Origin of the sequence: Roseivirga spongicola (assembly GCF_034376045.1) — a bacterium.
In the GTDB taxonomy this organism is placed as follows: domain Bacteria; phylum Bacteroidota; class Bacteroidia; order Cytophagales; family Cyclobacteriaceae; genus Roseivirga; species Roseivirga spongicola.
Genome location: NZ_CP139724.1, coordinates 2081874 through 2107500, shown reverse-complemented (window position 1 = coordinate 2107500; position 25627 = coordinate 2081874). Strand labels below are relative to the sequence as shown.

At 38.3% G+C, this 25627-nt stretch carries 22 protein-coding genes and 1 tRNA gene (1 of these 23 running past the window's edge); 4 read left to right on the top strand and 19 right to left on the bottom strand.

Features of this window, described 5'->3' with window-relative positions:
- The 4 genes in view from T7867_RS09310 to T7867_RS09295 are tightly spaced (at most 50 nt apart) and all read right to left on the bottom strand, a layout consistent with a single transcriptional unit that may run on beyond the window.
- Window positions 1-437, bottom strand: the 5' end (the start) of a protein-coding gene (locus T7867_RS09310) for an adenylosuccinate synthase (RefSeq protein ID WP_068225290.1). The gene continues 832 nt to the left of window position 1, outside the view; only the first 437 of its 1269 coding nucleotides appear in the window; it begins with the start codon at window positions 435-437; its stop codon lies beyond the left edge, outside the window.
- 15 nt (window positions 438-452) lie between these two features.
- Entirely contained in the window at window positions 453-794 is a 342-nt protein-coding gene (locus tag T7867_RS09305) for an STAS domain-containing protein (RefSeq protein ID WP_068225288.1), read from the bottom strand.
- Window positions 791-1252 (bottom strand): Fur family transcriptional regulator, encoded by a 462-nt coding sequence (locus T7867_RS09300; protein ID WP_068225286.1) that lies wholly within the window; start codon window positions 1250-1252, stop codon window positions 791-793. Before T7867_RS09300 ends, T7867_RS09305 begins: the two co-directional genes overlap by 4 nt.
- A gap of 50 nt (window positions 1253-1302) precedes the next feature.
- Window positions 1303-3522 (bottom strand): RelA/SpoT family protein, encoded by a 2220-nt coding sequence (locus T7867_RS09295; RefSeq protein WP_068225284.1) that lies wholly within the window; start codon window positions 3520-3522, stop codon window positions 1303-1305.
- Window positions 3523-3631: 109 nt separating this feature from the next.
- Here T7867_RS09295 and T7867_RS09290 point away from each other — a divergent pair.
- The 4 genes from T7867_RS09290 to clpX all read left to right on the top strand — a co-directional run bounded on the left by T7867_RS09290 (window position 3632) and on the right by clpX (window position 7101).
- Window positions 3632-3713 (top strand) — tRNA-Leu (locus T7867_RS09290).
- A gap of 41 nt (window positions 3714-3754) precedes the next feature.
- Window positions 3755-5107, top strand: a complete 1353-nt coding sequence (gene tig, locus T7867_RS09285; protein WP_245660278.1) for a trigger factor — start codon at window positions 3755-3757, stop codon at window positions 5105-5107.
- Between the two features lie 93 nt (window positions 5108-5200).
- Complete coding sequence (locus T7867_RS09280; protein WP_068225282.1) at window positions 5201-5869, top strand: ClpP family protease; 669 nt, start codon at window positions 5201-5203, stop codon at window positions 5867-5869.
- Between the two features lie 5 nt (window positions 5870-5874).
- The gene (gene clpX / locus T7867_RS09275) at window positions 5875-7101 is read left to right on the top strand and encodes an ATP-dependent Clp protease ATP-binding subunit ClpX (RefSeq protein WP_068225280.1); all 1227 of its coding nucleotides are present in this window, start codon (window positions 5875-5877) and stop codon (window positions 7099-7101) included.
- 73 nt (window positions 7102-7174) lie between these two features.
- On the opposite strand, the gene T7867_RS09270 is transcribed toward clpX, so the two are convergent.
- The 15 genes from T7867_RS09270 to T7867_RS09200 all read right to left on the bottom strand — a co-directional run bounded on the left by T7867_RS09270 (window position 7175) and on the right by T7867_RS09200 (window position 25507).
- Entirely contained in the window at window positions 7175-7594 is a 420-nt protein-coding gene (locus T7867_RS09270) for a 6-pyruvoyl trahydropterin synthase family protein (RefSeq protein WP_068225278.1), read from the bottom strand.
- Between the two features lie 102 nt (window positions 7595-7696).
- Window positions 7697-8149 carry a hypothetical protein gene (locus T7867_RS09265; protein ID WP_157717742.1) on the bottom strand — a complete coding sequence of 151 codons (453 nt, stop codon included), beginning with the start codon at window positions 8147-8149 and terminating at the stop codon, window positions 7697-7699.
- A 1-nt stretch (window position 8150) separates the two neighbouring features.
- Entirely contained in the window at window positions 8151-9116 is a 966-nt protein-coding gene (gene rfaD, locus T7867_RS09260; RefSeq protein WP_068225275.1) for an ADP-glyceromanno-heptose 6-epimerase, read from the bottom strand.
- A 70-nt stretch (window positions 9117-9186) separates the two neighbouring features.
- Window positions 9187-9906 carry a GIN domain-containing protein gene (locus tag T7867_RS09255; RefSeq protein WP_322300119.1) on the bottom strand — a complete coding sequence of 240 codons (720 nt, stop codon included), beginning with the start codon at window positions 9904-9906 and terminating at the stop codon, window positions 9187-9189.
- 162 nt (window positions 9907-10068) lie between these two features.
- On the bottom strand, window positions 10069-10560 hold the full coding sequence (locus T7867_RS09250) for a hypothetical protein (RefSeq protein WP_068225270.1): 492 nt from the start codon (window positions 10558-10560) through the stop codon (window positions 10069-10071).
- A gap of 5 nt (window positions 10561-10565) precedes the next feature.
- Window positions 10566-11285, bottom strand: a complete 720-nt coding sequence (locus T7867_RS09245; RefSeq protein ID WP_068225268.1) for a GIN domain-containing protein — start codon at window positions 11283-11285, stop codon at window positions 10566-10568.
- 7 nt (window positions 11286-11292) lie between these two features.
- Window positions 11293-11820 (bottom strand): hypothetical protein, encoded by a 528-nt coding sequence (locus T7867_RS09240; protein WP_322300118.1) that lies wholly within the window; start codon window positions 11818-11820, stop codon window positions 11293-11295.
- Window positions 11821-11839: 19 nt separating this feature from the next.
- Window positions 11840-13318 carry a hypothetical protein gene (locus T7867_RS09235; protein WP_157717739.1) on the bottom strand — a complete coding sequence of 493 codons (1479 nt, stop codon included), beginning with the start codon at window positions 13316-13318 and terminating at the stop codon, window positions 11840-11842.
- Window positions 13319-13350: 32 nt separating this feature from the next.
- Window positions 13351-16353: a SusC/RagA family TonB-linked outer membrane protein gene (locus T7867_RS09230; protein ID WP_322300117.1), complete on the bottom strand. Its 3003-nt coding sequence runs from the start codon at window positions 16351-16353 to the stop codon at window positions 13351-13353.
- 624 nt (window positions 16354-16977) lie between these two features.
- Window positions 16978-17685: a hypothetical protein gene (locus tag T7867_RS09225; RefSeq protein ID WP_322300116.1), complete on the bottom strand. Its 708-nt coding sequence runs from the start codon at window positions 17683-17685 to the stop codon at window positions 16978-16980.
- A 64-nt stretch (window positions 17686-17749) separates the two neighbouring features.
- The gene (locus T7867_RS09220) at window positions 17750-18211 is read right to left on the bottom strand and encodes a DUF4843 domain-containing protein (RefSeq protein WP_157717737.1); all 462 of its coding nucleotides are present in this window, start codon (window positions 18209-18211) and stop codon (window positions 17750-17752) included.
- A gap of 18 nt (window positions 18212-18229) precedes the next feature.
- Entirely contained in the window at window positions 18230-19642 is a 1413-nt protein-coding gene (locus T7867_RS09215; RefSeq protein WP_068225258.1) for a RagB/SusD family nutrient uptake outer membrane protein, read from the bottom strand.
- A 12-nt stretch (window positions 19643-19654) separates the two neighbouring features.
- Window positions 19655-22759 carry a SusC/RagA family TonB-linked outer membrane protein gene (locus tag T7867_RS09210; protein ID WP_068225257.1) on the bottom strand — a complete coding sequence of 1035 codons (3105 nt, stop codon included), beginning with the start codon at window positions 22757-22759 and terminating at the stop codon, window positions 19655-19657.
- A 252-nt stretch (window positions 22760-23011) separates the two neighbouring features.
- Window positions 23012-24874 carry an OmpA family protein gene (locus T7867_RS09205; protein WP_322300115.1) on the bottom strand — a complete coding sequence of 621 codons (1863 nt, stop codon included), beginning with the start codon at window positions 24872-24874 and terminating at the stop codon, window positions 23012-23014.
- 3 nt (window positions 24875-24877) lie between these two features.
- On the bottom strand, window positions 24878-25507 hold the full coding sequence (locus tag T7867_RS09200) for a 7-carboxy-7-deazaguanine synthase QueE (RefSeq protein ID WP_273514241.1): 630 nt from the start codon (window positions 25505-25507) through the stop codon (window positions 24878-24880).
- Window positions 25508-25627 lie beyond the last annotated feature (120 nt).

Below are 25627 nucleotides of genomic sequence, written 5' to 3'. Positions count from 1 at the left end.
AGACCGTTTCTCGCGATTTTATCTTGATAAGATGGTCCAATACCCTTGAGCGTTGACCCAATTTTGTCTTTGCCTTTAGCTTGCTCATAAGCAGCATCTAACAACTTATGGGAAGGGAGAATAATCTGAGTCTTTTTAGATATATATAGATTCTTAGTGAAATCTATTTCGAACTTGGCCAGTCCTTCAATCTCCTTTTTAAAGATTACAGGGTCTAGCACAACACCATTACCTATTATATTCTGTATTTGCTCTCGGAAAATACCTGATGGAATTTGGTGCAACACATGCTTGTGACCATCGAATTCTAGGGTATGCCCAGCATTTGGACCTCCTTGGAATCTGGCAACCACATTATACTTTGGAGCTAAATAATCAACGACTTTTCCTTTGCCCTCGTCACCCCACTGTAAACCTAAGAGTACGTCTACTTTCATTATATGTATATTCTATCAGGATTTTAATTCTTGAATTGCTTGTTCTACTGTATCTGCTATTTTGAAAATAGCTGTCAGCTTAGTGATAATGAGCAGCTTCTTTACGTGCTCAGAAGGATTTACTATTACCACTTCACCTTCTTGATTTCTAAACTTTGTTAGGAGAGTAATTAAAACTCCAATGCCACTACTATTAATATACTTTACAGCCCCTATGTCTATGGCGCAAAGCGCTGTACCATTATTTATAGCATCATTTGCCGAATCTAACAGCCCAGAGCCAACCTCTTCGCCAATAAGATTACCTTCAATCTTGAGTACCAAGACTCCATTATCTTCAGAACTTTTAAATGTCATGATTCTGTCTCAGTCTTTTTTGAACGAGGCTTAGCAAAAAAGTAAAGTGTATGGTGCATGATGTCTATATCGAACATTTCTTCTAAGGTGTTCTTGATATTCTGAATTCTTGGGTCACAAAACTCTATGACATCTGAAGAGTCCATCATTAATATATGATCATGCTGTTTGAAGCCATAAGACTTTTCGTACTGAGCCATGTTCTTGCCGAACTGATGCTTAGTGACCAAGTCGCACTCTACTAATAAATCTAAGGTATTATAAACAGTTGCTCTAGATACACGATAGTTTTTGTTTTTCATGCTGATGTAAAGCGATTCTACATCGAAGTGACCATCGCGAGTATAGATTTCTTCCATAATGGCAAATCGCTCGGGTGTTTTACGCAAGCCTTTATTCTCCAGATATGCTGTGAATATTTGTTTGACTTGATCGAATACCTTTGGATTTAGTGCCATTTTGTTCGGTTAGGGTGCAAATATAAGATAGTTTAATTAATAGAGGTGAGCTAGCTAAATTCTCTTGAGTCGTGACGTGTTACACGCATAACACCAGTTACCTTTTCTAATTTAGTAATAAGTTGATCTAGGTGTTTAGTACTATTGACGTATAACCTGATTTGGCCATCAAAAATTCCAGTCTCAGTATCAATACTAATAGACTGCATGTTCACCTTTAACTCATTAGAGATAATATCTGTTACATCTCTCATTAACCCTACCCTATCTGTTCCGATTATTCTCAACACCGCCAAGAACGCATTTTGTTGTTGAGACATCCACTTGGCTTTAACAATTCTATTTCCATGGCGAGAAAGCAACTCTGGAGCATTCGGACATGTTGTTCTATGAATTTTAATTCCTTCATTAACGGTGATAAAACCAAAAACATCGTCTCCTGGAATTGGATTACAACACTTAGCGTACTTGTAATCTAAAACATCCATATCCTCTCCAATTAGAAGGATATCCTTGCCTGGGTCCTCAATTTTCTTGAAGTCGTCTGAATATTCGTGCTCCTTATTTTTGACCCTAAGACTTTTCTGCCGCTCTTTTTTAAAGTCTTTAAAGTTCTTGATATGTGAAGGGTCGATTAAACCTCTACCAACTTTATAATAGAAGTCGGTTACTGTTTTCTCTTCGAAATAAGCCCTGAGTTGATTGGCGACATCACCATCAAAAGGAACCTTCATTTGCTTCAACTTACGCTGAACAATCTCCTTACCATCGACTGCCGCTTGTTTTTTAGACTCCTTTAGGGTTTCCTTTATTTTGGACTTAGCCTTGGATGTTGCTACAAACCTCAACCAATCTTCATTTGGCCTCTGCTTATTAGAAGTAAGAATTTCGATCTGATCGCCATTCTTTAATTGATAGTTTAGCGGAACGAGCCTATTGTTGACTTTTGCACCAAGACATTTAGCCCCTATTTCTGTATGAATATCGAAAGCAAAATCTAGAGCGGTGGCTCCACTTGGAAGAATCTTTAGATCACCTTTAGGAGTGAAAACAAAAACCTCTTCATTAAATAAGTTAGAACGGAAGTCATCTACGAACTCAATGGCACTAGTGTCGTTCTGCTCCAGCATATCTCGAACCTTCTGAATCCATGACTCTAATCCAGATTCATGAGTAGGATTCATGCCATCTTTATACTTCCAGTGTGCTGCATACCCCTTCTCGGCAATATCATTCATTCGCTGGGTTCGAATTTGAACTTCAACCCATCGACCAGCTCTACTCATTACTGTAGTATGGAGAGATTCATAGCCATTGGCCTTAGGTGTACTCACCCAGTCTCGCAACCTATCGGGGTTTGGAGTATAAAAGTCGGTAACTATGGAATAAACTTGCCAACAAGCAGCCTTCTCTTGGTCGTAAGTTGTATCTAATATTATACGTACCGCAAAAAGGTCATAAACCTCTTCAAAAGGAATGTTTTGTTTCTTCATCTTATTCCAAATGGAATAGATGGACTTAGGCCTACCCTTTACCTCGTACTTAAAGCCTGTCCTATCAAGTTCATCGACAATTGGATTCATAAAACTCTTTATGAACCTACTTCGAGATGATTTACTTTCGGCAATTTTAGCTACTAAATCTTGGTAAACCTCCGGCTCGGTATACTTTAACCAAAGATCTTCTAACTCAGACTTAATGGCATAAAGCCCTAAACGGTGAGCCAGTGGAGAGTACAAATAAATGGTTTCCGATATTATCTTTAGCTGCTTGTGCCGCGGCATACTCCCCAGGGTACGCATATTATGAAGTCTATCGGCAAGCTTTACCAATATTACTCTCACATCTTCAGATAGAGTGAGTAACATTTTCCGGAAATTCTCTGCTTGTTGAGAACTGCCATGCTCAAAGACTCCTGATATTTTGGTTAGGCCGTCAATAATTTTAGCCACTTTAGGACCGAACGACTCCTTTATCTCATCTAGCTCTACCTCTGTATCTTCAACAACGTCATGAAGAAGGGCGGCAATAATAGATGTGGTTCCAAGCCCGATTTCCTCAACGCAGATTTCTGCAACAGCTAGTGGGTGGAAGATATAAGGCTCGCCAGACTTTCTTCGCATCTCTTTATGAGCTTCAACCGAAAGGTTAAAAGCCTTTTTGATCAGCTTAGCGTCATTATCCTTTAAAAAAGGTTTGGCTTTACGGAGCAGTCGTCTGTATCTCCTTAATATCTCTTTTCTTTCCTCTTCAAGATCAACTGCAATCATAGATTTCTTTTACTTAGTAGAAAGGTCAAAACTTTTGAAAAAATAAACAAGCCAATTGTTGACTTCAATAAAATTTAATTTACCTTTGCATTCCATTTCGGAACAGCCAGCGGATGTGGCGAAATTGGTAGACGCACTAGACTTAGGATCTAGCGCCTCAGGGCATGGGGGTTCGAGTCCCTCCATCCGCACAATTTGAACCCTCGGTCGTAAGATTTGAGGGTTTTTATTTATGAACAAAAACATTAGGGCATTGGACATTACTCTAGACAAACAAGATTCAAATGTCGCTTCAATTAAAGTTAAACTAAACGAAGCTGATTATCAATCGAAGGTAGACGAAAAGATCAAGGACTACAGCAAGAAGGCTCAAATCAAAGGATTTAGACCAGGCAAGGTTCCTCAAAGTCTTGTTAAAAAGATGTATGGCAAGTCCATATTGGTTGAAGAAATCAACCACATGGTTAGTCATGCTATTCAAGATTACATCAGAGACAATGAGTTGAAGATCTTAGGTGAGCCTATCCCTAATCAACAACAAATTGAAACTATTGACTGGGACAACCAGTCAGATTTTGAGTTTGAGTACACTATAGGCCTAGTTGATGACTTTACCGTTAGTCTTGACAAAAAGGTAAAAGTAACTCAGTACGATATTGAGGTAAACGACAAAGTAATTGACGAAACTGTTGATAACGTGCGTACTCAATTTGGTAAAATGACTAACCCTGAAGTGAGCGAAGAAGGCGATATGCTCTTCGGAACACTTACGCAAGAAGGTTCGGACATTGTACATGACACCACTATTGACCCTGTTGACTTCACAAAAACCAATACCAAGAAATTCGTAGGCAAAAAGAAAGGTGATGTGATTTCTGTCGATCTTTCTAAATTATATAAGGAGAAAGCTCAACAAGCAGCTCAAATTGGCAAAACTGAAGATGAGCTAGAAGGCATTGACCTTAAGTTCAACTTTGAAGTTAAGAATGTAAATAGAAGAGAGTTAGCCGAAGTGAACCAAGAGCTATTTGACAAGACTTTTGGACCTGATACTGTTTCTTCTGAAGAAGAATTCAGAGCAAAGATTTCTGATACCATTTCAGAGAATTACTCAAGAGAGACTAATGCTTGGTTGAATAAAACTATTCAGGACGAGCTAATTAAAAACACTCCTATTAGCTTACCAGACGACTTTCTTAAAAACTGGTTGAAACTTTCAGGTGAGGGTAAGGTAACAGATGCTGATATTGAGAAGGAATACGATATCTATGCAGATCAGCTACGCTGGAACTTGATCTCTAATGAAATTTCTAAGGAAAACGAGATCAAACCAGAGCATGAAGACATCAAAGAGGCTACAAGACAAATGATAGAGGCTCAGTTCATGGGGTCTGGTCTTGGACAAATGGCCGACCAGATGGATTCATTTGTTGAGCATTACCTTCAGGGAGAAAATGGCCAAAACTACATGAAAATGGCCGAGCAAGTTCAGCAAGAAAAAGTGCTAGACTTGGTTAAAGATAAGATTGAGATTAAGTCTAAAAAGGTTAGCCTAGATAAGTTCAAAGAAATAGTTAATCAATAACCGAACCTTTGCACAAAGTAAGATGTTAAATTAAAGTCCTTTTTCGGAAGGGCTTTTTTTTTAATTTTGTTCAGTTAAAGGTTAATTAAACTAATGATCAATAAAGAGGAATTCAGAAAATACGCCATTCATAATCAGGGAGTTAGTGGTTCTACATTCGATGCTTATACCAACCATGTAGAAAACATGACTCGCTCGGTAATTGAAGAGAGACCTACTCGTTTTGCAGAAATCGATGTATTCTCTCGTCTAATTATGGACAGAATTATATTTCTGGGAATGGGCGTAGACGACAATATCGCCAACATAATTACAGCTCAGCTACTGTTCTTAGAGTCAACAGACCCTAATAGAGATATCACCATGTATATAAATAGCCCTGGAGGCTCTGTATATGCAGGCTTAGGAATGTATGACACCATGCAGTTTGTAAAGCCAGATGTTGCCACTATTTGTACAGGAATGGCTGCTTCTATGGCCGCAGTACTTATGAGCGCAGGAGCGGAAGGTAAAAGAGCAGCTCTACCACACTCTAGAATTATGATTCACCAACCAAGTGGTGGTATGCAGGGTCAGTCTAGAGATATGGAAATAACTCTTAAGCAAATGCAAGAGTTGAGAAAAGATTTATACGATATTTTAGCTAAACACACTGGCCAGCCTTACGACAAAATAGAAAGAGACTCTGATAGAGACTATTGGATGCGTGCGGCTGAGGCCAAAGAGTACGGTCTTATTGACGAAGTACTCACTAAAAAATAAAGCTCATGGCAGAGGTTACTTGTTCGTTTTGCGGACGCAACAAAAAAGACGTTGACTTAATGATTTCGGGCATACATGCTCATATCTGTAATCATTGTATTACACAAGCCAACCAAATACTTTCAGAAGAATTAAAAACTAAGTCTTCTGAGGAGTCACCAAAATTCAATCTGATTAAACCAGTTGAGATGAAGAAGTATCTCGACCAATATGTGGTGGGTCAGGATGAGGCGAAGAAGGTAATCTCCGTTGCCGTGTACAATCACTACAAGCGATTGATCCAAAAGTCTAACGATGATGATGTTGTGATTGAAAAGTCCAACATCATTATGGTTGGAGAAACCGGTACTGGTAAAACCTACATTGCTAAAACCTTAGCAAAAATTTTACAGGTTCCTTTCTGTATAGCAGATGCCACTGTTCTTACAGAGGCTGGATATGTTGGTGAAGACGTTGAGAGTATTCTAACTAGACTTTTACAGTCGGCTAATTACGATGTAGAATCTGCCGAACGTGGTATCATTTACATTGATGAGATTGATAAGATTGCTAGAAAGTCTGACAACCCATCCATTACCAGAGATGTGAGTGGAGAAGGTGTTCAGCAAGCTCTTTTAAAGCTTTTGGAAGGAACCGCAGTGAATGTACCGCCACAAGGTGGAAGAAAACATCCGGACCAAAAGATGATATCGGTAAACACTGACAACATACTATTTATTTGTGGTGGGGCATTCGATGGAATTGCTAGACATATAGCCAACAGATTAAACACTCAACCACTTGGCTTCTCTGTTGCTAAGGACGAGCAAATGTTGGTAGATAAAGACAATTTGCATCAATATGTAAATGCTCAAGATTTAAAGAACTTTGGTCTGATACCTGAACTAATCGGTCGCTTACCTATAGTAACTCATCTTAATCCGCTTAATCCAGAAATTCTTAAGAACATTCTTACTGCTCCGAAAAATGCTTTGATTAAGCAATACACCAAACTCTTCGATATGGAAGAGAAGAAAGTTGTGTTTGAGGACGATGCATTAGATTACATAGTACAAAAAGCACTTGAGTTTAAGCTTGGTGCCAGAGGACTTAGATCTATCTGTGAAGCCATTATGACGGATGCCATGTTTGAACTACCGTCTGACAAGAATACTCATGAGCTAACCATCAACCGAAAATACGCACAAGAGAAGTTCGAGAAGTCGAAATTCAAGAAACTTAAGGTGGCGTAATTGAATGTTCGATGTTCGATGATCGATTAAACCGACTTAAGATCTCGTTAAGAGGTTAAGTTTATTGGAGCTATTATTCCCCGAAATACTCAACAAAGTTTCTTGGGGTTTCATAGAGCTTTAGAGAATGCAGTTGCCCCTGAGGGGTTATCTCTGCTACGCGAGGGGCTAAAATCTTCCAGATTTCCATTACTAAATTTTCGCAACTTGCCATTTTCCCTTCCATAAAGTCAACATCTACATTGAGGTTTCTATGATCAAGTTTATCTATAACCTCTGCTCTAATAAGATTGGAAAGTTGCTTTAGATCAACCACAAAACCGGTTTCAGCATCTGGCTGGCCTTTTACTGTAGTTATCAGCTCAAAGTTATGACCATGCCAATTGGCATTGGCACAAGGCCCAAACACCTCTACATTCTTTTCTTCACTCCAATTAGGGTTGTAAAGCTTGTGTGCTGCATTGAAATGTTCCTTTCTACTGACGTAAACCATTGATTTTCAAATTGGCTGCAAAGATAAAGGGTTACTTCTCATGAAGCAATGCGAATTGAAAATCGTTTAGTCATAAAAGAATGGGAGCTCTTATTTAAAGCTCTATTTGTAATCCACTGCTCTTCTTGAAAGACTTTCTGTTGGCTTTTTGAACTTAAATGCGTCTAAATTAACAACATTACCCTTGTTCTGCCTGAGAAAGGCATCCAACCTATTTCTTATTTGCTGAAGGTTAGGGGCTACTTCCAAAAGATCCGATTTTGCATCAACACTTGGAACCACATACTTATTTCGTGTCTTAGTTTTTCCAGCATTCAATACTCTTATCTTATTGGTCTCGTTTAGCTTTAGTAAGTCCTTCTCATAACTACTCTTTTTCGTCTTCATAGAATCAATTCCGGTGAGTACGTAAGGACCATCTACAAACTTATACCAGGCATAAAAGAAGACCGTAGTGTCAGAAACTACAGCTTGATCCGCTCTCATCTCCTGCTTTTGTCCAAAAGCATGGATTGACATTACTAGAAATAAAACAGACGTCAGTGCTAATCGCATATCAATAATATTTATTCTGAACTAAATAATTTTTCACATAATCAGAAACTCCATCTTCTAGAGAGGTAAACTCCTTGCTGTAGCCAATAGACTTTAACTTAGACATATCTGCTTGTGTATAATACTGGTATTTATCTCTAATATCTTCCGGAATATCAATAAAAGAAATATTCTCATCTACTCCCATTCCATTGAAGGTTGCTTTGGCCAAATCCAAAAAGGTCCGCGCTTCTCCAGAACCTAAATTATAAATTGAAGAATTCTTACGATGATTCATAAGAAAAAAACATACTTCAACCACATCCTTTACATATACAAAATCCCTCAACTGTTCACCATGTTGATATGATGAATTATGTGATTTAAATAGCTTCATTTCGCCAGTATGCTTTACCTGATTGAAGGTATGATATACAACCGAAGCCATTCTTCCCTTATGATACTCATTAGGACCATAAACATTAAAAAACTTCAACCCCGCCCAAAAGAAAGGTTGTTCCTTTTGATCTATAACCCATTTATCAAATTCATTTTTAGACCAACCATAAGGGTTTAAAGGCTCTAGATTGCCTAATGCATTTATATCGTCTTTGTAACCATTGTTACCATCGCCATAAGTGGCTGCAGAGGAGGCATAAACCAAAGGTATTTGATACTTAATACAGTACTTCCAAACCATTTTGGAGTAATCAATATTAAGCTTCGTCAGAAGGCTATGATCAAATTCAGCTGTATTAGTTCTCGCACCTAGATGAAAAATGAATTCTACCCTATTACCATTCGAATCAAGCCAGTCGAAAAAAGACTCTCTTTCAACTCTATCCACATAATTCTTCCCCTCCAAGTTCAGGTTCTTTTCCTCAAAAGAGAAATCGTCAACCAGAACAATATTGTTAAAGCCCTCCGAATTTAACTTAGAGACTAAAGCACTAGCAATAAAACCAGCCGCTCCTGTAACTACTATCATACCTCGTATTTTTGAACAAAAATAACGAATAGAGCTGAAGGGAGCATTTCATTTACGAAATGACTTTACATTAATAGTTTCTTACTTCTATACTAGGGTTCTTCAAATCTAGCTTGACTAAGCCTGTAGTAACACCATCTGCAAACCCTCCTATTTGTCCACTCAACCTAATTCTTCTAGGGTCTCCAGTGTAAAATATGCCTGTACCATTAGCTGCAGTGCCATTAATTTCCCTCTCGACATGAATGTATGACTTAGATGTTCCTGTTATGTCTGGCATAAAGTGATCGGTCTTTAATACATCCCCTCTGAAAACACTAGAACTTTCCATGTTCAGTGTTAGCCGAACTGTTTCTCCTTGCAACCTAACCACACTATTGTCGAACTGCCATATTGATACTGAGCTAGATTTGATCCGCATATCGATCCTTGATGACTCTTTTGCTATCAATTTAAGATGTGAATAAGATAGCTCTACTGGAGATGTTAAGTAAGACCCTTCTCTCAATTCAACCTCCTTAATATTGTTTGAGTAAACAAACACCTTAAAAGGTTTTTGGCCGTCATTGTCACCCGGTGAATTAATATGTAAGGTTTTATGTTTATAAACTACGTTATAGATAAGCTTCTCCGCTGTATCCTCAAAACTAACATACTCTATATTAGAAGGGATCAGAACCACCTCTGCTGAACCCGAGCTTTTAATACTAGTTAAACCAGGTGTCTCCAGTTTGTTGCTTAATTCCTGAGCTCTAATTGATAAAGCAGAAACTAAAATGACTGATATCATCAAAGAAACTCTATACATATTTATTGCCATAATCATTTTACTTTTTTGATTATGAACAATAACCCTGCCCAAAAACCGCTGTGGTATCAATATAAATCCATACCGATACTAGAATAATCAATACGCCCAATACATTGACTAATCGAAGATTAAAAACAGTCCTTAATCACTTTGTCGTTCTACGAACAAAGGGTACTCTTTTGGAATGCGTAACACAATATCTTTGCCATCCTCCCGCACTAAAGTTAACTTCCCTGTGACCTTCCATGCAGGCAGGTTCTTTATGCGATAAATACTATTCCCGTTATCGTCCTTAATCTGTAGCAGAGAAACTCCTAAGTTGTAACACATTTCAAAAGCAGACGTTTTTTGCGTTTTTCTATCACCATCATCGGTAGCAAAAAACAGATAGTCAGTTGGCTGAATCAGCACCTGTTCATCAGTAACGACCTCCTTTGAATCAAACCTTAGTTCATGAAGTATCTTATAATCATCAATATAGAAGAAATCACTAGTAGAATAAGTTGCTAACTGATCAAATTCGATAACCAATTCTTGACCTTTAATTACATCAAACTCAGCATTTTTTGATTGACAAGAAAAAACACTTACCAACACTATAAAAACGAAGTAAAATCTCACTATGCTCATCATAATCACTAATTTCTTCTCATATCACCTCCATCCAAGTGCACCAACTTATACGGTAAGCTAGCACCCGGTAAAGCAACAACACTGTTAATTCTTATCCTGGCTGGTATGCCTCTATAATAAATCTCGGTACCTGCAGTAGCTCTACCTTTTATTTCTTTATCCGACCACACGTAGACGCTGCCAGTCCCTCTCAAGTTCAGTATGACTGTCTGAGCTACCAAGTCATCCCCTCTGAACATTGAAGTACCATCTGCTTCTACTTTTTCATTCACCGTGTTACCCCTAGCCGTAACTCTAGAGTTACCATTTGTGGAAACAGTAAGTGATTTTAATTCAAGTCTCACATCAACTGTAGCATTTCCAGAAGTAATGATTCTAAAATCCTTTTGCTCTATAATAGACAAACTAGAGACAACGCTACTTCCATCTACACGTAATTCTTCAAAAGAAGTAAAGTACAAATAAACAGTTATCTCTTTGGCATCGTCAATTCGCTCATCTTTAGAAACCCTAAGCTCCCCACCTCTATATGAATATCGAATGTAACGCGCATTATCATCCTTTGCAAAAGAAAGATAGTTAGCAGGAGATGCAATTAAGATTACCTTAATGTTCGTGTCAACATGAACCGACTTAAGGCCGGGTAGATCAATTTTTTCAAAATCGGTTTGTGCCCGAATAGAATATGACGCAAAAAGTAAAACGAATATAATTAGGTATTTCATGGTCTATTTATCTAATAATATCTACAATAATGGGGTAGGCTCTTGGAATTCGGATTCTAATAGGCTCATTATCTGTTCTAGAAATGAAAAGCCTACCTGTGGTTGTTAGCATGTTTTCATTTCGAAAAATATATCTTTCTTCTCCTAAAGCCTCATTAAAAGCCTCTAGCCCCTCTTTTAGGCTCACCCCTATTTCTTGAAAATTAATATCCTTAATAATTAATCCGCCAGATTGGTTTGTCCCTATAACAGATGCTGTGGGAGATATTTGTATCACTCCATTTGAAATAATAGGATCATTGTTATAACCAGCTGAGTGCTGAATCTGGTTCTCGTCTAAGAAGAAGAAGGAATTCATGGGATATACATGTAGTTCATCAAACTGGATGGTAACTTCATTTCCTTCAAGAAACTCAAAGGTATCAAGCTTTAAATCTCTTTCCCTTTCAACACAAGCTGTAAAACCAAATACGAATATAAAAAGAAAGATAACCGCAGTTATCTTTCTTTTTAATATCCAAAAATTGAGTGTCAAAAAAACACTAATTGTCATCTTAATTCTTCCAACCGTTTCCAACGGCTCCACCTTCTTGACCTATTCCTCCGAAAGAGTATAGCTCAAGACCTGTAGCCTCTAATTCCGTTGCTGGAATTGGGAACATAAACGGAGTACCTTCTTGTAGAAGATCATTTCTTCTCATGAAAGCCCATTGTGTAGTTGAACCTGCGGCTAAATCCAATTCTATAGAATACTCATAGTGAAGAATGTAAGTCAAATCATCTGTAGGTAAAACAGGATCTAATCCACCAACTGATGTTCTAGGAGAATTATTAATAGCAGCTGCCGCAGCAACGTTATTACCTAACCTCATATTGGCTTCAGCTTTTAGCATTTGAATCTCTGCTAGTAAGAATTGAGGGTTTTGGTCACCAGCTTCTGACATTGTATTATTAGTCATGAACCTTGAATTGTACCAGTTACTAAAGATACCTCTATTACGCTCAGGTCGTAAATACCCAAAGTCAGTGGTATAAGTAAAGTACTGCTCAAATCTAGCATCAGGAGAATCCGCTTGGTCTAATACACCAGTAGCAGGATAAACTTGAGGGATATTCACAGGATCAGCTAGGTGTGCAACCTTAAGGTCTGTTGGTAAATAACCTGCACCAGAATTCAACACATAACCAGCCCAATCGATGGTTGAATTAAACCAGTTTCCTGGAGATGTTTCGATGTAGAAATCTTCAGTAAAACCATTGTTAGCCCAAGTTAAAATCTGATTCCAATCAAGAGTTGCAGCCTCAGCAGAAGTTCTTGCTTCTTGAGACGCAATTCTAGCCAACATTGAGTTAGCATACTTAGTAAACTCGGTAATGTCCATATCAACATTCACCATCAAATCATACTTGAAATTTGGAGCTGCATTAGCCGCTGCCAAACCAGCCTGCATGTTTGCTATACCCTCATCTATGAGAGCAGTGTAAGGCTGTAGTTCTAAATTACCTAAATCAGAATCAAAATCTACAATGTATGCCTTATCAAAAATGACTCCAAGATACCCTTGAGCAAAACCTTTTGCGAATAACGCTCCAGCTTCCATTTGCTTAGTAATATCATTATCATTTTCATCAACAAAAGTGTTGCCATCATTAATGTAAGACAATACAGCATTTGAAGATACAACAGCAGAGTTTAGATTACTCCATGGAGAAGTTAGAGCACCTAGCCCCCCATAATTAGGATCATTCTGAAGTCTTAATCTAGGCTCTTCTGCAAAATCCCAAAACTGACGGGACTTATTAGTAGTAGTAATCTGATCTGCCATCAAGTGAAAATGTGTTCCCCAAGAGGTTGTAATACCCCAATAAGAGTCCAAGGTACCTGACTTCATCAAAGAGATCAAATCTCCAGGATCACTAAGGGCTCTCGCTCTATCTGGCTCATTTAAATTCTCCACCTCTAGGTCTTCACATGAAGTGAAGGCCAAGATCATTATTAGCATTGAGGCTAATAAAAGTTTAAAATTTTTCATATTTCGATATAGTTTAAAGTCATTATTTAGGATTAAAACCTAATCTGTAAAGAAACAGTGTAGTTTCTGTATAGTGGGAAGTCGAAGTTCTCATCATAACCTTCTGGATCAAATCCACCGTAGTTTGAGAAGGTTAGAAGGTTACGACCAATTAAAGACAAACGAACATCTTCTACAAAAGAAACAGGGTTCTTGAAAGTATATGACATACTTAACTCTCTGATCTTCACAAATGTTCCGTCCTCGATAAAGTGACTAGCAGGTAAGTTACCATTATACAAAGAGTTAGCACTGATAGAGAAGTTAGTGTGATGCCCAAGTCTTGCATACTCTTCTTGGTCTGCAGCTCTAGTATTAAAATATAGATACTGGTTTGTAGCATTATACTTGTCTCCACCTTGTTTCCAGTCAATTAAGAAGTATAACTGAAGGTTGTTGAAGAATGTTAAAGTATTAGACAATCCTACTTTAAAGTCAGGGTTTCTATCACCAATAATAGTCTGAAGTTTAGCTCCTCTATTATCTGGATCGTTGAAATAGAATGCGGTTTCTTGAGGAGTACCAATGTCATCAGTCAATACAACATACCCAAGGTTATTTACACTAAACTCACTCAAAGGAATACCATCAGCATTCCATGCATTAATTACGTTACCACTACCATCTGTCTCCAATTGGTCAAGGCTTGTAATTAATTTGTTACCATAGAATGTACCTACTGGCTCACCAGTCTCAACTCTATAATAGCCATTAGTGAATGGAGGAATACCAGCTAAGTCAGTAATCTCACTTCTGATGATATCGAAAGTCATATTAGCATCCCATCTGAAGTTTGACTTATTCATAACCTCTGCTCCCATTTGGAACTCAAAAGCTGTTGATTCAACAGCACCTAAGTTTTGAAACTGAGTATTGTAACCAGTTACAGCAGACAATCTTCTTTGAATGAAATCATTCTCTACTACTGAGCTAGCATAGTTAATTTGGAAATCGAATCTGTTAAGGAACTCACCATCTATACCAATTTCCAATTCCTTGTTAACTGCAGGAATAAGGTTGGCGTTTCCAAGTACTGATCCTGAGATACCTGAAGAACTAACAGAGAATGTCTCATATTGAGCTCTCCAAGTAGGTCTTCTACCAGCTGAACCGTAAGAAGCTCTCACCTTCAACTCATCAAAGATTGGAAGATCATAATCTTGAGTAATTCTGTAGGCTAAAGACACTCTACCAAACGTCTGCCATCTTTCTTCCTCACCAAATCTCGATGAACCATCTCGTCTTACTAGACCGTTGAAGATTAATTTGTCTTTCCAGATTACATCAGTACTTAAGAAAGCATTCTTAGAAACTGTCTCTCTCTGATAAGAACCAATGTTTCTGTTATCTTGACTCAATGCACCTAGATCATAAACACCATTTGTAACAAGCTCTCTACCATTAGCGTTGAATCCATCTTCGAAATTATACTCATGTAAGAACTTAGTTGTAGCACTCACATTGAAATCGCCAAACTTCTTATTAAAGTTCATTTGAGCAGAAGTAACAGAATATGACTCTCTATTATTTGAAATAGAATAGTTACCGTTATTCAAAGTTGCATTAGGAGTAGCTGTTTTATATCCTTTAGGATAATATCTCTTGCTGTAGCTATTAAACTTATCGATAGACTGAGTTACATTAAATGAAATATTGTCAGTCAATTGATATCTTAAATCCAAACCTACTACAAACCTTTCATTCGTATCGTCATACTCCCAGTTTTCATACTGATAAAGTGGATTTGCAACATTCGAGTTCACCACATCGAATCCTGTAGGGAAAACGGCATAATCACCATCTTCGTCTCTCTCGGTAAAATCAATAAAAGGTTCTACAAGAAGTGCATCTGAGAAGAATGTTCCTTGACCACCTCTAGACACAGGAGTCAAAGTGTTTTGTTGGTAAGAAGTACTGATCTTAGCTGTAAACTTTTCTGATGGGAAGATGTCAAAGTTCATACGAACGTTCAATCTTTCCTCAGGGTCCAACACTTCAGAGATCATTCCTTTTGTCTGGTGTTGAGCCGACATGTAGAATGAATAATTCTCCAGAGAGTTCTGAACTGAAACTAAGTTCATGTAATAAGGTTGCTTAGAAATTAAGTTTCCAAAGTTATCATTATAAGATGGATAAGGATTCCAAGTACCGTCCTCAGTTAACTCTCTAGAACCAGAAGTTAGATCAAAATCACCGTTTGGTAAAATTTTGAATGGGTGTGTTGCTGCTGTCGGGTGTACGTTTTCAACTTCTGAGATACCATACTCACCTCTGTATTGAATTCTAATACCTTCTTTACCTTGAGCACCTCTTTTAGTACGGATTTGAATTACACCACCTGCGGCCAAAGATCCATATAATGAAGATGCTGCCGCTCCTTTGATAACCTCAATAGACTCAATATCATCAGTATTGATATCACTAAGGTTTTGCTGAGTTAAGATACCATCCACAATAATTAGTGGAGAAATGTTTCCAAAAACAGATTTTGCACCTCTTAATGATACCGAAGCACCACCATCACCTTGACTTTGTACAATAGTAATACCAGCAACCTTACCTCTAAGAGTATTAGAAGCATCTAGTGCTGGTACAGCTGAAATCTGCTCATTCTTCACTTGAGACAGTCCGAAACCTAAGTTTTTCTTATCAGTTCCAACGGCAACACCAGTTACAACCACCTCACCAAGTGAAGTAGCGTCTGGGGCAAGCTGCACGTTTACAACAGTTTGACTGTTAACCAAGATTTCTTGAGTAACATAACCCAAGTATCTAAAGATTAACGTAGAACCTGAAGGTACTGTAAGACTGTAATTACCATCCATGTCAGTAAAAGTACCATTAGTAGTACCTTTAATCAGAATGTTTACTTGTGGCAAAGGAAGACCATCATCTGTTCCGGTCACTTTACCTGAAACTGTTCGATCTTGCGCGAACGCCATACTCGACACGAGGAAAAGCGCGCACGAAAGAATAGTCAGTAAAACTCTCTTCATTGCTTTCGTTTTTAGTTTAATAGTTGATAAAAAAGTTTGTTTAGCACACCAAACATAAAATAAAAGTTGGTCAAAAAATAATATTGACCTTACAAATTGACCGCATTCGATTGCTGGATGAGCGGACGTTATTTCATCCGAATGGCCAAAACAGAAAGAAATTTAAAATTTTATTCGGCAGAATAAGGGTAAATTAATTCTCGAGACTCCACAGCAGAATTACTCTAAAAAGAAGACGAGATTATTACTTCATCACACGTAATATTGGGTGAAAGTTAAATAATGTTAACAGCAGGTAGCATTTTTAAAGCTTCAGCTCGATGATACATGAACAAAAGCGGGTCTCAGGTAGCTCGAATGCGATGGTAGAAAAATGAAAATACTAATAGAAATTGAGTAGAGTTAAAATCAGAATATTATTTGGCAGGCCTACTCAACAAAAAAAACCGATCACATCAAAAAAAAACCAGCTAACAACCAATGTAAAACGAATTAACGCAACATTGATGCATTTTAATAAATTAATATGTCTTGCAAAAATTGTACATATTCAATACATTTTTCCATGGATCTTCGATTGAAATTAGCTTGAACCTAGGAGTGTCCCTGGAATAGGAGAAAAGCTTAGTTCTCAATGTTAGAGATGGCCCAAGACAAATCTTGAGGTGTTTTCAATGACTTATTCTGACTCTCTAATAAATCAACCACTCGAGTATATTTAGATTCGCCCAATAACTTTTTCAATCGTCTTTTACTGAAATTAAAGAATTCATATTTAGAGTCTTCATTCATCAGATAGTAGTCTGTACCCTTTTTAAATTCTGCTCTATCTCGAGTTGAGTAGCCCCCTACTTCTGGTTCTAGAAGCTCACAGCTAGAAAAAGCAATTAGCCTATCTGTTGGGCCAAACACCTCATAAACAAAGAGTTTTTCAGAGGGAGATTCAGCAAATTGTGCTTCTGATACGGTTATAAATCTTCGGTTTGATGTAGTCCCCTTTAATGGTTTAGATTCTAGCTGTATCTCTTTAACGTCATCTAAACGAAGTGAAAGCCCATAATTCTCTTCAGACTCCGAAAGCTTTAGTACAACCTCTTTTTGATACAAGTCTAGATTTATGCAAACATTGGATTTCACCGTGCCATCTGCAAACCTTATTTCACCTTTGACACAATTGTCTAATAAGAACGGAGAGCCTATAAAATCTTTGCTCTCTATTGTTGTATTCCGAATAAATGAACTGTTGTTAAAATTCTCGTCCCAAGAATCTTGCTGAGCGTCCAACGTGTGGAACGAACAGACTACCAATAACATTATTATTACTTTTTTCATTTGATTCGTTACATTCTAAATTAGACAAATAAAAAGGGAGTGCCAAGGCACTCCCTTTCCAATATTAATTAGGGCTAATACTAATAGTAATAGATTTATAGTTCTCGGACACACCGACAACATCGTTACCCTCTAAAACTAATACCAATGTCCTTGTCTCGCCAGCAGGGATAGCACCGTTCAAAATTTCAACAGTTGCATCTCCAAAACTAGTATTTGCAGGAATTGTAAACTGGCCAGTAGTAGAGTAGTGAGTTCCTTCAACGGCAGTACTATTAGCTGCATCAACAGAGAAGTTAATCACTTGATCCGAACTCAAATGTGGAGAAACCAAATTCACCTGCTCAGAGATTGTACCATCTCCTGATTCTACACTTCTGGTATAACTTCCTGTAGTTAATGTTGCTTGATCAAACTCTACAACTGCAGGACCGTCATATTTATACACTTCATCATCATCTTCAAAGCAAGAAGTTAATGCGGTACATATTAATGCTGCGAATAGAAATATTCTGAAATTCATCATTTTCATCTTTTCTAAATTTTAGTAACCAAAATTGTTCTCAAGATTAGGATTCAATTCCAAGTCACCACTCGGAAGAGGAGCCAAAATTCTAGCATCATCGAAACTGATAACTTCACCAGTCAAATCAACTGCGCTCTTATCAATATCCATTCCTAATCTCTTTAGATCAAAGAATCTATGACCTTCTCCTAATAGTTCTAGTCTTCTCTCTACCAAAATTTCATCGATAAGGTCTTGACCAGTATTAGTGACAATATAAGTCGGGGAAACTGATCTTCTCTTCAATGTCTGAAGTGCAGCCTGAGCCTGTAGAGTATTACCTAATCTAGCTTCGGCCTCAGCAATATTCAAATACATCTCTGAAATTCTGAAGATCGGAATATTCGTAAGGTTACCCTGTCCGCCATTATCTATATACTTTTTAAGCTCTGGAGTTCCTACAGGGTTAGGTAGATTAGAGGTTTGAACCTCTTCAATTAAACCATTACGAACATCGGTTGGACCTAATAGGTCTAACACTTCTTGAGCTGGAGTGAAATCACCATTTCCTCTATAATCTGGAGTGATCACAGTTCCGTCAGTAATATAAATTGACATTACAGAAGTATTTGGTCCTTGATTCTCGTTCGACTGATACTCTAGATACCAAATAGCCTCTGGATGCTGAAACTGAGCCCAATCACTCACGTAGTTATCTCTGGTTGAAAGAGACGCTGTACCTGCATCGATAGCAGCCTGAGCATATTGTACACTTAAAGCATACTCTCCAGCATAAAGCGCAATTCTTGAACCTAAGGCTTGAGCACCCGCTTGAGTAAACCTAGCGTTAGATCTAGAGTTATCCATTAGACTAATCGCTTGAGCTACATCTGCCAACATGAAGTCATAAACCTCATCAATACTAGCTCTTGCAGGCAGAGTTACGTCAGCAAGATCTAAAACAGCCTCAGTAATCAAAGGTACACCACCCTTGTTTTGTGAGCCAACAATTGCAGTAGGCATGTAAGCATAAGTATTCATTAGGTACAAATAACCTAATGCTCTCAACGCATATGCCTCACCCAAAGTGTTATCATCTAAAACAGCCCCACCTTCAATAACCACGTTTAGTTGAAGCAAATAACCATATACTTCCCACGCAGTAAGGTGTGATCTTAACACATTGTTGTACTGACCATTATAGGTACCTCTATTATTATTGAAAGTAAAGTTATCGGCCATTACTTCTGGCACAACAATCCACTCACTACCAAGGGTTCCGCCCCCTTGAAAACTATTGTAAACATCAATCAAGAGTGCATTAAGCACATCTGGTGATTCTAACGCACCGTCAATAGAGACAGATTGTCTTGGCTCTGTTTCTAGCAAATCTGAACACGAAGTGGCTAGAATAGCTATTAAGCAAAGTGTAGTTATAAAATATTTTTTCATATCATTCGATTATTAAAATCCAAATTCAACTCCTACAGTTACATTCTTACTTGGAGGGAATACTCCAGTAGAGCTACCACCAGTAAATTCTGGATCTAGACCTGTGTAATTTGTGAAGGTCAATAGGTTAATTCCTTGAACATATACTCTTGCATTATCCAAGAACATGTTTGACAACATAGACTGAGGGAAGTTGTAAGATAGAGTAACTTGTTTTAGTCTGATGTAAGATAAATCTTGCAAAGCTCTTGCAGTACCTACTCCAACTGCACCTGGTTCAGCCGTAATGTTTGGTCTAGGGAAACTAGTAACATCACCTGGCTGTCTCCATACTAAATCACTAGTTCTAGTGTATAGATTCAGTCTTGCCTCATATGGATCATAAGAGAAACCACCAGTACCATCAGTACCATCTTTTCCATAATCATACTGGAACAAGAAGTCCAAAGTAAATCCTTTATAAGAAACAGTATTTGTCAGACCTCCAAAGAAGCTACTGTTAGTATTACCTAAAACTTTTCTATCATCATTCTCATCACCAATGCTAGATCCGTTTTGAGGATTGTAAGTTAAGTTTCCATCTCTATCATAGTAGAATGGTCTACCGTTAGCAGGGTTTACACCAGCCCAATCCCAGTTATACCATACGTTTAGTGGCAAACCAACTTGTGTGGCTGAACCATTATTGGTTTCACCTGGGAATAAGGCCAACAATTCCTGATCTTGGAAAGCTATGTTAAAGCTAGTACTCCAAGTCAAGCCACCTTTGTCATAGTTTACAGTGTTAACGCTGAACTCTATACCTCTATTCTCTAACTCTCCTACGTTTTCAGTAATCGAACCATATCCCGAAGTAGAAGGAAGATTTCTATTTAACAATAAGTCAGTTGAAAGTCTTCTATAGGCATCAATACTACCATTGATTCTTCCATCGAAGAATGAATAATCCGTACCAATGTTCAAAGTAGTTTGAGTTTCCCAAGACAATCTGTTGTTTGCCAAACCAGAAATAGTCAAACCTGGAAGGTTTAGGTAGTTACCAGCACCTGCAGAAGACACCAATCCTCTAGAATCGAAGTTACCAATACGGTTGTTACCAGCAGTACCGTAGCTTGCTCTCAGTTTCAGTTCTGATAAAGCACCGCTAGTCGACAAGAAGTCTTCTTCACTGATCAACCACGAAGCTCCGATTGAAGGGAATAGACCCCATCTTTGATCAACACCAAATCGAGAAGAACCATCGTATCTTAACGTACCGTTAAAGAAGTACTTATCCTTTAAGCTATACTTAACATTAGTGAACACACCAGCATTTCTCCAAGTGGTGTAAAACCCACCAGCACCAGTTGGTTCAGCAGCAGATTGAATAGTTCTGAATTGAGGAGTAGGGAAAGTCTGTGCATTCGCAGAGAAACCTTCATTAATTTCCTCTCTATATTCAGCAGCCAATAAAATATTCAACTTATTATCTGGGTTGATATCTAAGTCATAATTCAACTGTTGTGTTGAGATGAAGTTCACGTTTTCGTTGAATTGAGCATAAGCTGAACCATCTGTGTTACGACCACCGAATGATCTTGGATCGGTATATCTATTCTCAGTTAAGCCTCTATAATCAACACCATAATAAGATCTGAATCTTAAGTTATCTGCAATTCTGTAGTTGAATGCCATATTAGCAGATACCTGCTTAGTGTTAGTTGTTCTTTCGTTTAACTGTAACGATTTAACAGGATTTTCTGCAAGAATACCTGCCAAAGGCTCATTGTAACCTGTAGCTTCTGTCTCATCAAATATTGGGTTAAACGGAAGAACTAATAGTCCTGAGAACGTTGGATTTTCAAAGAATGAACCACTCAAAATTGTCCCTGACTGTCCAATAGCACTCACGTTCAATTTCGTTTCAATAGTCAACTTATCAGAAACATCTGTATCCAAGTTCAACCTTAGAGTTCCTCTTTCAAAGTCGAACTTTCTAATTTGTCCCTCTTGGCTGTTATAAGAACCAGAGATATAGAATCTTGTCTTCTCATTACCTCCAGATAAGCTTAACTCATAGTTAGAAATTCTTCCAGTTTCAGAGAAAATTTCGCTTTGCCAGTCATAAGTTGGGAGACCATTCACAAAGTCATCAAACTCAGACTGTGGCAACTGACCCAATTGAGTATTACTCAAATTTAATGCAGGGAATTGGTCAGCCGTAATACCAGACAATGCATTTCTTCTAGATAAACCCTCTAACAGATCAGGATCTGCACTGAATCTAGTGTAGTAATTTCTTCTTTGGTCTAGTCTGAAATTAATGAACTCCTGAGTATTCATCATATCAACTTGTCTTACTGGCGTTACCCAACCTGTATAAGTATTAAAGTTGATTTTAGTTGCACCAGACTTACCTTTCTTAGTTGTAATAAGAACAACACCATTTGCCGCCTGAGAACCGTAGATGGAGGCAGCTGCATCTTTCAAAATCTCCATTGACTCAATGTCATTTGGGTTAATTGAAGCTAATGGGTTAGTAGAAAGGTTTGATGAAGCATTCGCTGTGTTCATTTGAACTCCATCAACGATATATAATGGTTCGTTACCCGCGTTGATAGATCCTTGACCTCTTACTCTTACTCTAAGAGCTCCACCAGGAACACCGTTGCTACTCTGAACCAAAACCCCAGCAGCACGACCTTGAAGAGCTCTATCGAAACTCTGCATAGGCATGTTCTTGATCTTTTCACCACCTAGTGAAGCAATGGAGCCTGTAATCTCTCTTTTTCTTTCAACACCGTAACCGGTTACAACGACCTCCCCAAGTGTTGTAGCATCTGGTGTTAAGCTTACGTTGATAACCGTTTGGTTACCAACTGTTACTTCTTTGATTACGTAACCTAAGAAGCGGTAAACAAGTACAGACTCCCCGCTAGGAACTTCTATACTGTACTTCCCATCAAAGTCCGTAGACGTACCTTGGGTAGTACCTTTGATAAAGATACTCACCTGAGGTAAAGCGAGGCCATCATCTTCTCCGATCACCGTACCCGTTACTGTCCTAGATTGGCCATAAGCCACCCCAGACAATAAGAACAGCATCAGAGACATTAAAGCCAATGAAATTCTCTTCATTTTCTTGTTAGTTTAGTTATACAATAGTTTATAAATAGTGATTAAGAATTAATCCTTGTTTAGTGGAACAATTCATCTCAACCAGCACCTTACTCAAAAGTGAACAAGATTGTTTAGATAAATTTGCTCTTAATATGAAACGGCAAAAATAGCCTTAGAACGCTCTAAACCAACAAAAATACTGTTATGAGAATTGCTTTTTATGAAAATCAACGTGAAGCAAATGCCTTAAATACTGACTCTCAGAGGGTTTTACCTAACAACCGTTCGTGTAATAATTGTCACCTTCCTGTCATTTAAGGGTAAATCAAGATCGTTTTGTAAAATCTCCCCATAGCCTTGGTAAGACAAATTTTCTGTTCGACCTATCTTTCTTACTAGATAATCATAGACCGACTTGGCACGTTTTTCAGAGAGTGTTTGATTGTATTCACTACTCCCAACAGAATCGGTATAGCCTTGTATTTCAATTTGTAATTCTGGGTGCTCGCTTACAAGTGCTGCGAGTCTGTCTAACTCTCGGTATACTTCTTCTCTGAGTTTATAGCTATCAAAATCAAATAGAATAGGTTCTTGTAAGAGACTTTCACCTTCTTGGAATGGTTGAAGCCTGATTGTAGAGTCGCTCAAAAACTTCTGTTTACTAAGTACTGAATTTCTATATCCCCTTTTCATAGCCAATAGCTGAGAGTAATTCAGCTCCTCAGTAAGTAAAAACTGGCCATTTTCATTAGATAACCTCGAAATGGTATCACTATCATAAATAAAGAACACGTCTGCAGATAACGGTTCAAGTGACACTGCGTCTACTACCCTTCCATACGCTAAAGGCTCTTCAAACTTCAACTTAACGTTCGGAACAATTTGGTCTGGCACTTTAAATCTCTGTAGAAAAATTCTCCCTGTGGCATTACTTGAGCTGAAGTAAGCCCATTGGTCTGCCGATATACAGTAGCCTATCTGATCGAAGGCATTATTAATAGGCGAACCTAAATTCTCTGGTCTTGTCCATCCTCTTTCTTGACGAATTGATTTGAATAAGTCATACCCCCCCATTCCGACCCTTCCTCGGGTAGAAAAAATCAGCGTTTTACCATCTAGGTAAATGAACGGGGAGCAATCATCTTCTACTGTATTGATCTCTGGACCAAGATTAACCGCTGGTGACCAGTTATCCCCAACCTTTTCGCTCATCCAAATATCTTGTTTGCCCAAACCACCCTCGCGCATGCTTACGAAATAAAGCGTTTTCCCATTAGCTGTGAGGGAAGGTTGTGAATCCCATTCTGTGCTATTTACCTCTGGGCCAAGCAACAAGGGCTTAGTCCAGGTATCATTTCTGAAATAGGAAACATACAGATCGCAGCTCCCAATATTATCGGGTCTATTGCAGCTTGTGAAGACTAATGTTCTACCATCGGCAGAAATTGAAGCAGCGCCTTCATTTCTTTCTGAATTAATTTGATCAGAAAGACTTACCGGCTCAGACCACACTGACTCATTATGATAATAAGAGGTATATAAATCTTCATCACCCCTACCTAATCTATCTCGAATGGTAAAAACAATTCTACCATCTACTGTAGCTGAAGGAAAGTACTGCTGTTCGAACTGGTTTAAAGGATTAGGCAGCTTTTCAAAGTCTACATCCAGAGGTCTTTCCAACTGCTTAATTGAAAACTCTATTGACTCTTTTAAAAAGGTGACTCTTTCACTCCCTATTTGATAAACTGGCGAATTGACATTACTCAGCAATTTTCTAGCCTGCTCATACTCTCCTAGCTGATAATGATAATTAGCTTGAATCACCAAAAGGCGATTAAGGAACCTCGGCTCTACTTCCTTTGAATAGTTTGAGATAATGGCGTTCGCTCTTTCAGGCTGATCTCTCTTGATATGAATTTCATGCAGTAATAAGATAGCCTCATCGAAGCTCTCATCCTTTTTCAGGATGTCTTTGAGAATCTCTTCAGACTTAAACAGATTACCAACATCCACTAGGCCTTTAGCTTCAGTGTAAGCCTCTGCCAGTTTTGACCTTCTAGTATGAAGTTCTTCCTGCGCCAGCGTGGTCAGTGTTAGAAGTAGAAATGATATCAAATATAGTACTCTCAATACTTACGGGATCTGCATAAACTTATGTGTTTGTAGCGAAATTTTCCAGCGAGGGTTGTCTTTTACGTACTCAATTATTTCTGGCAACATCTTTTCAGACTTATCCCATTCTGGTTGAAGATAGAGCAAACACTCGGGCCTGATTTTAGCTGCATGTTCTTCTGCCCACTTAAAATCACTCTTATTATAGATAACCACCTTTAGCTCATCTGCAGTCTCATAAAACTCCTGCCTAGGTTTCATGAATTTCTTGGGAGAGAAACACAGCCAATCCCAAGTTCCGCTGAGCGGATGAGCTCCAGACGTTTCAATATTGGTATGAAAACCTTCGCTCCTTAGCGACTCGGTTAGACTATCTAGATTGTACATAAGAGGTTCTCCTCCAGTAACAACCACTAATTTGCTTTTGTATTGCTTGGCGCCTGTCACAATCTCACTGATTGACTGAGCCGGCCACTTTTCAGCATCCCAGCTATCTTTTACATCGCACCAAACGCAGCCAACATCGCAACCGCCTAGTCTAACAAAATATGCTGAATTTCCGGTGAAATGCCCTTCACCCTGAATGGTATAAAACGCTTCCATAATAGGAAGCTTGCCGTTGAGTTCGGCCACTTGCTTGTTTTCTGTCATAATCAATTTTTTATAGCAGGTAGTTGAAACTGCTTCATCATCGAATTTCCTTTAGAACGTCATCCCCGACCTGTCCCGAAAGCTTTCGGGAGGAGATCTCTTATTATTGAGGAGATTCCC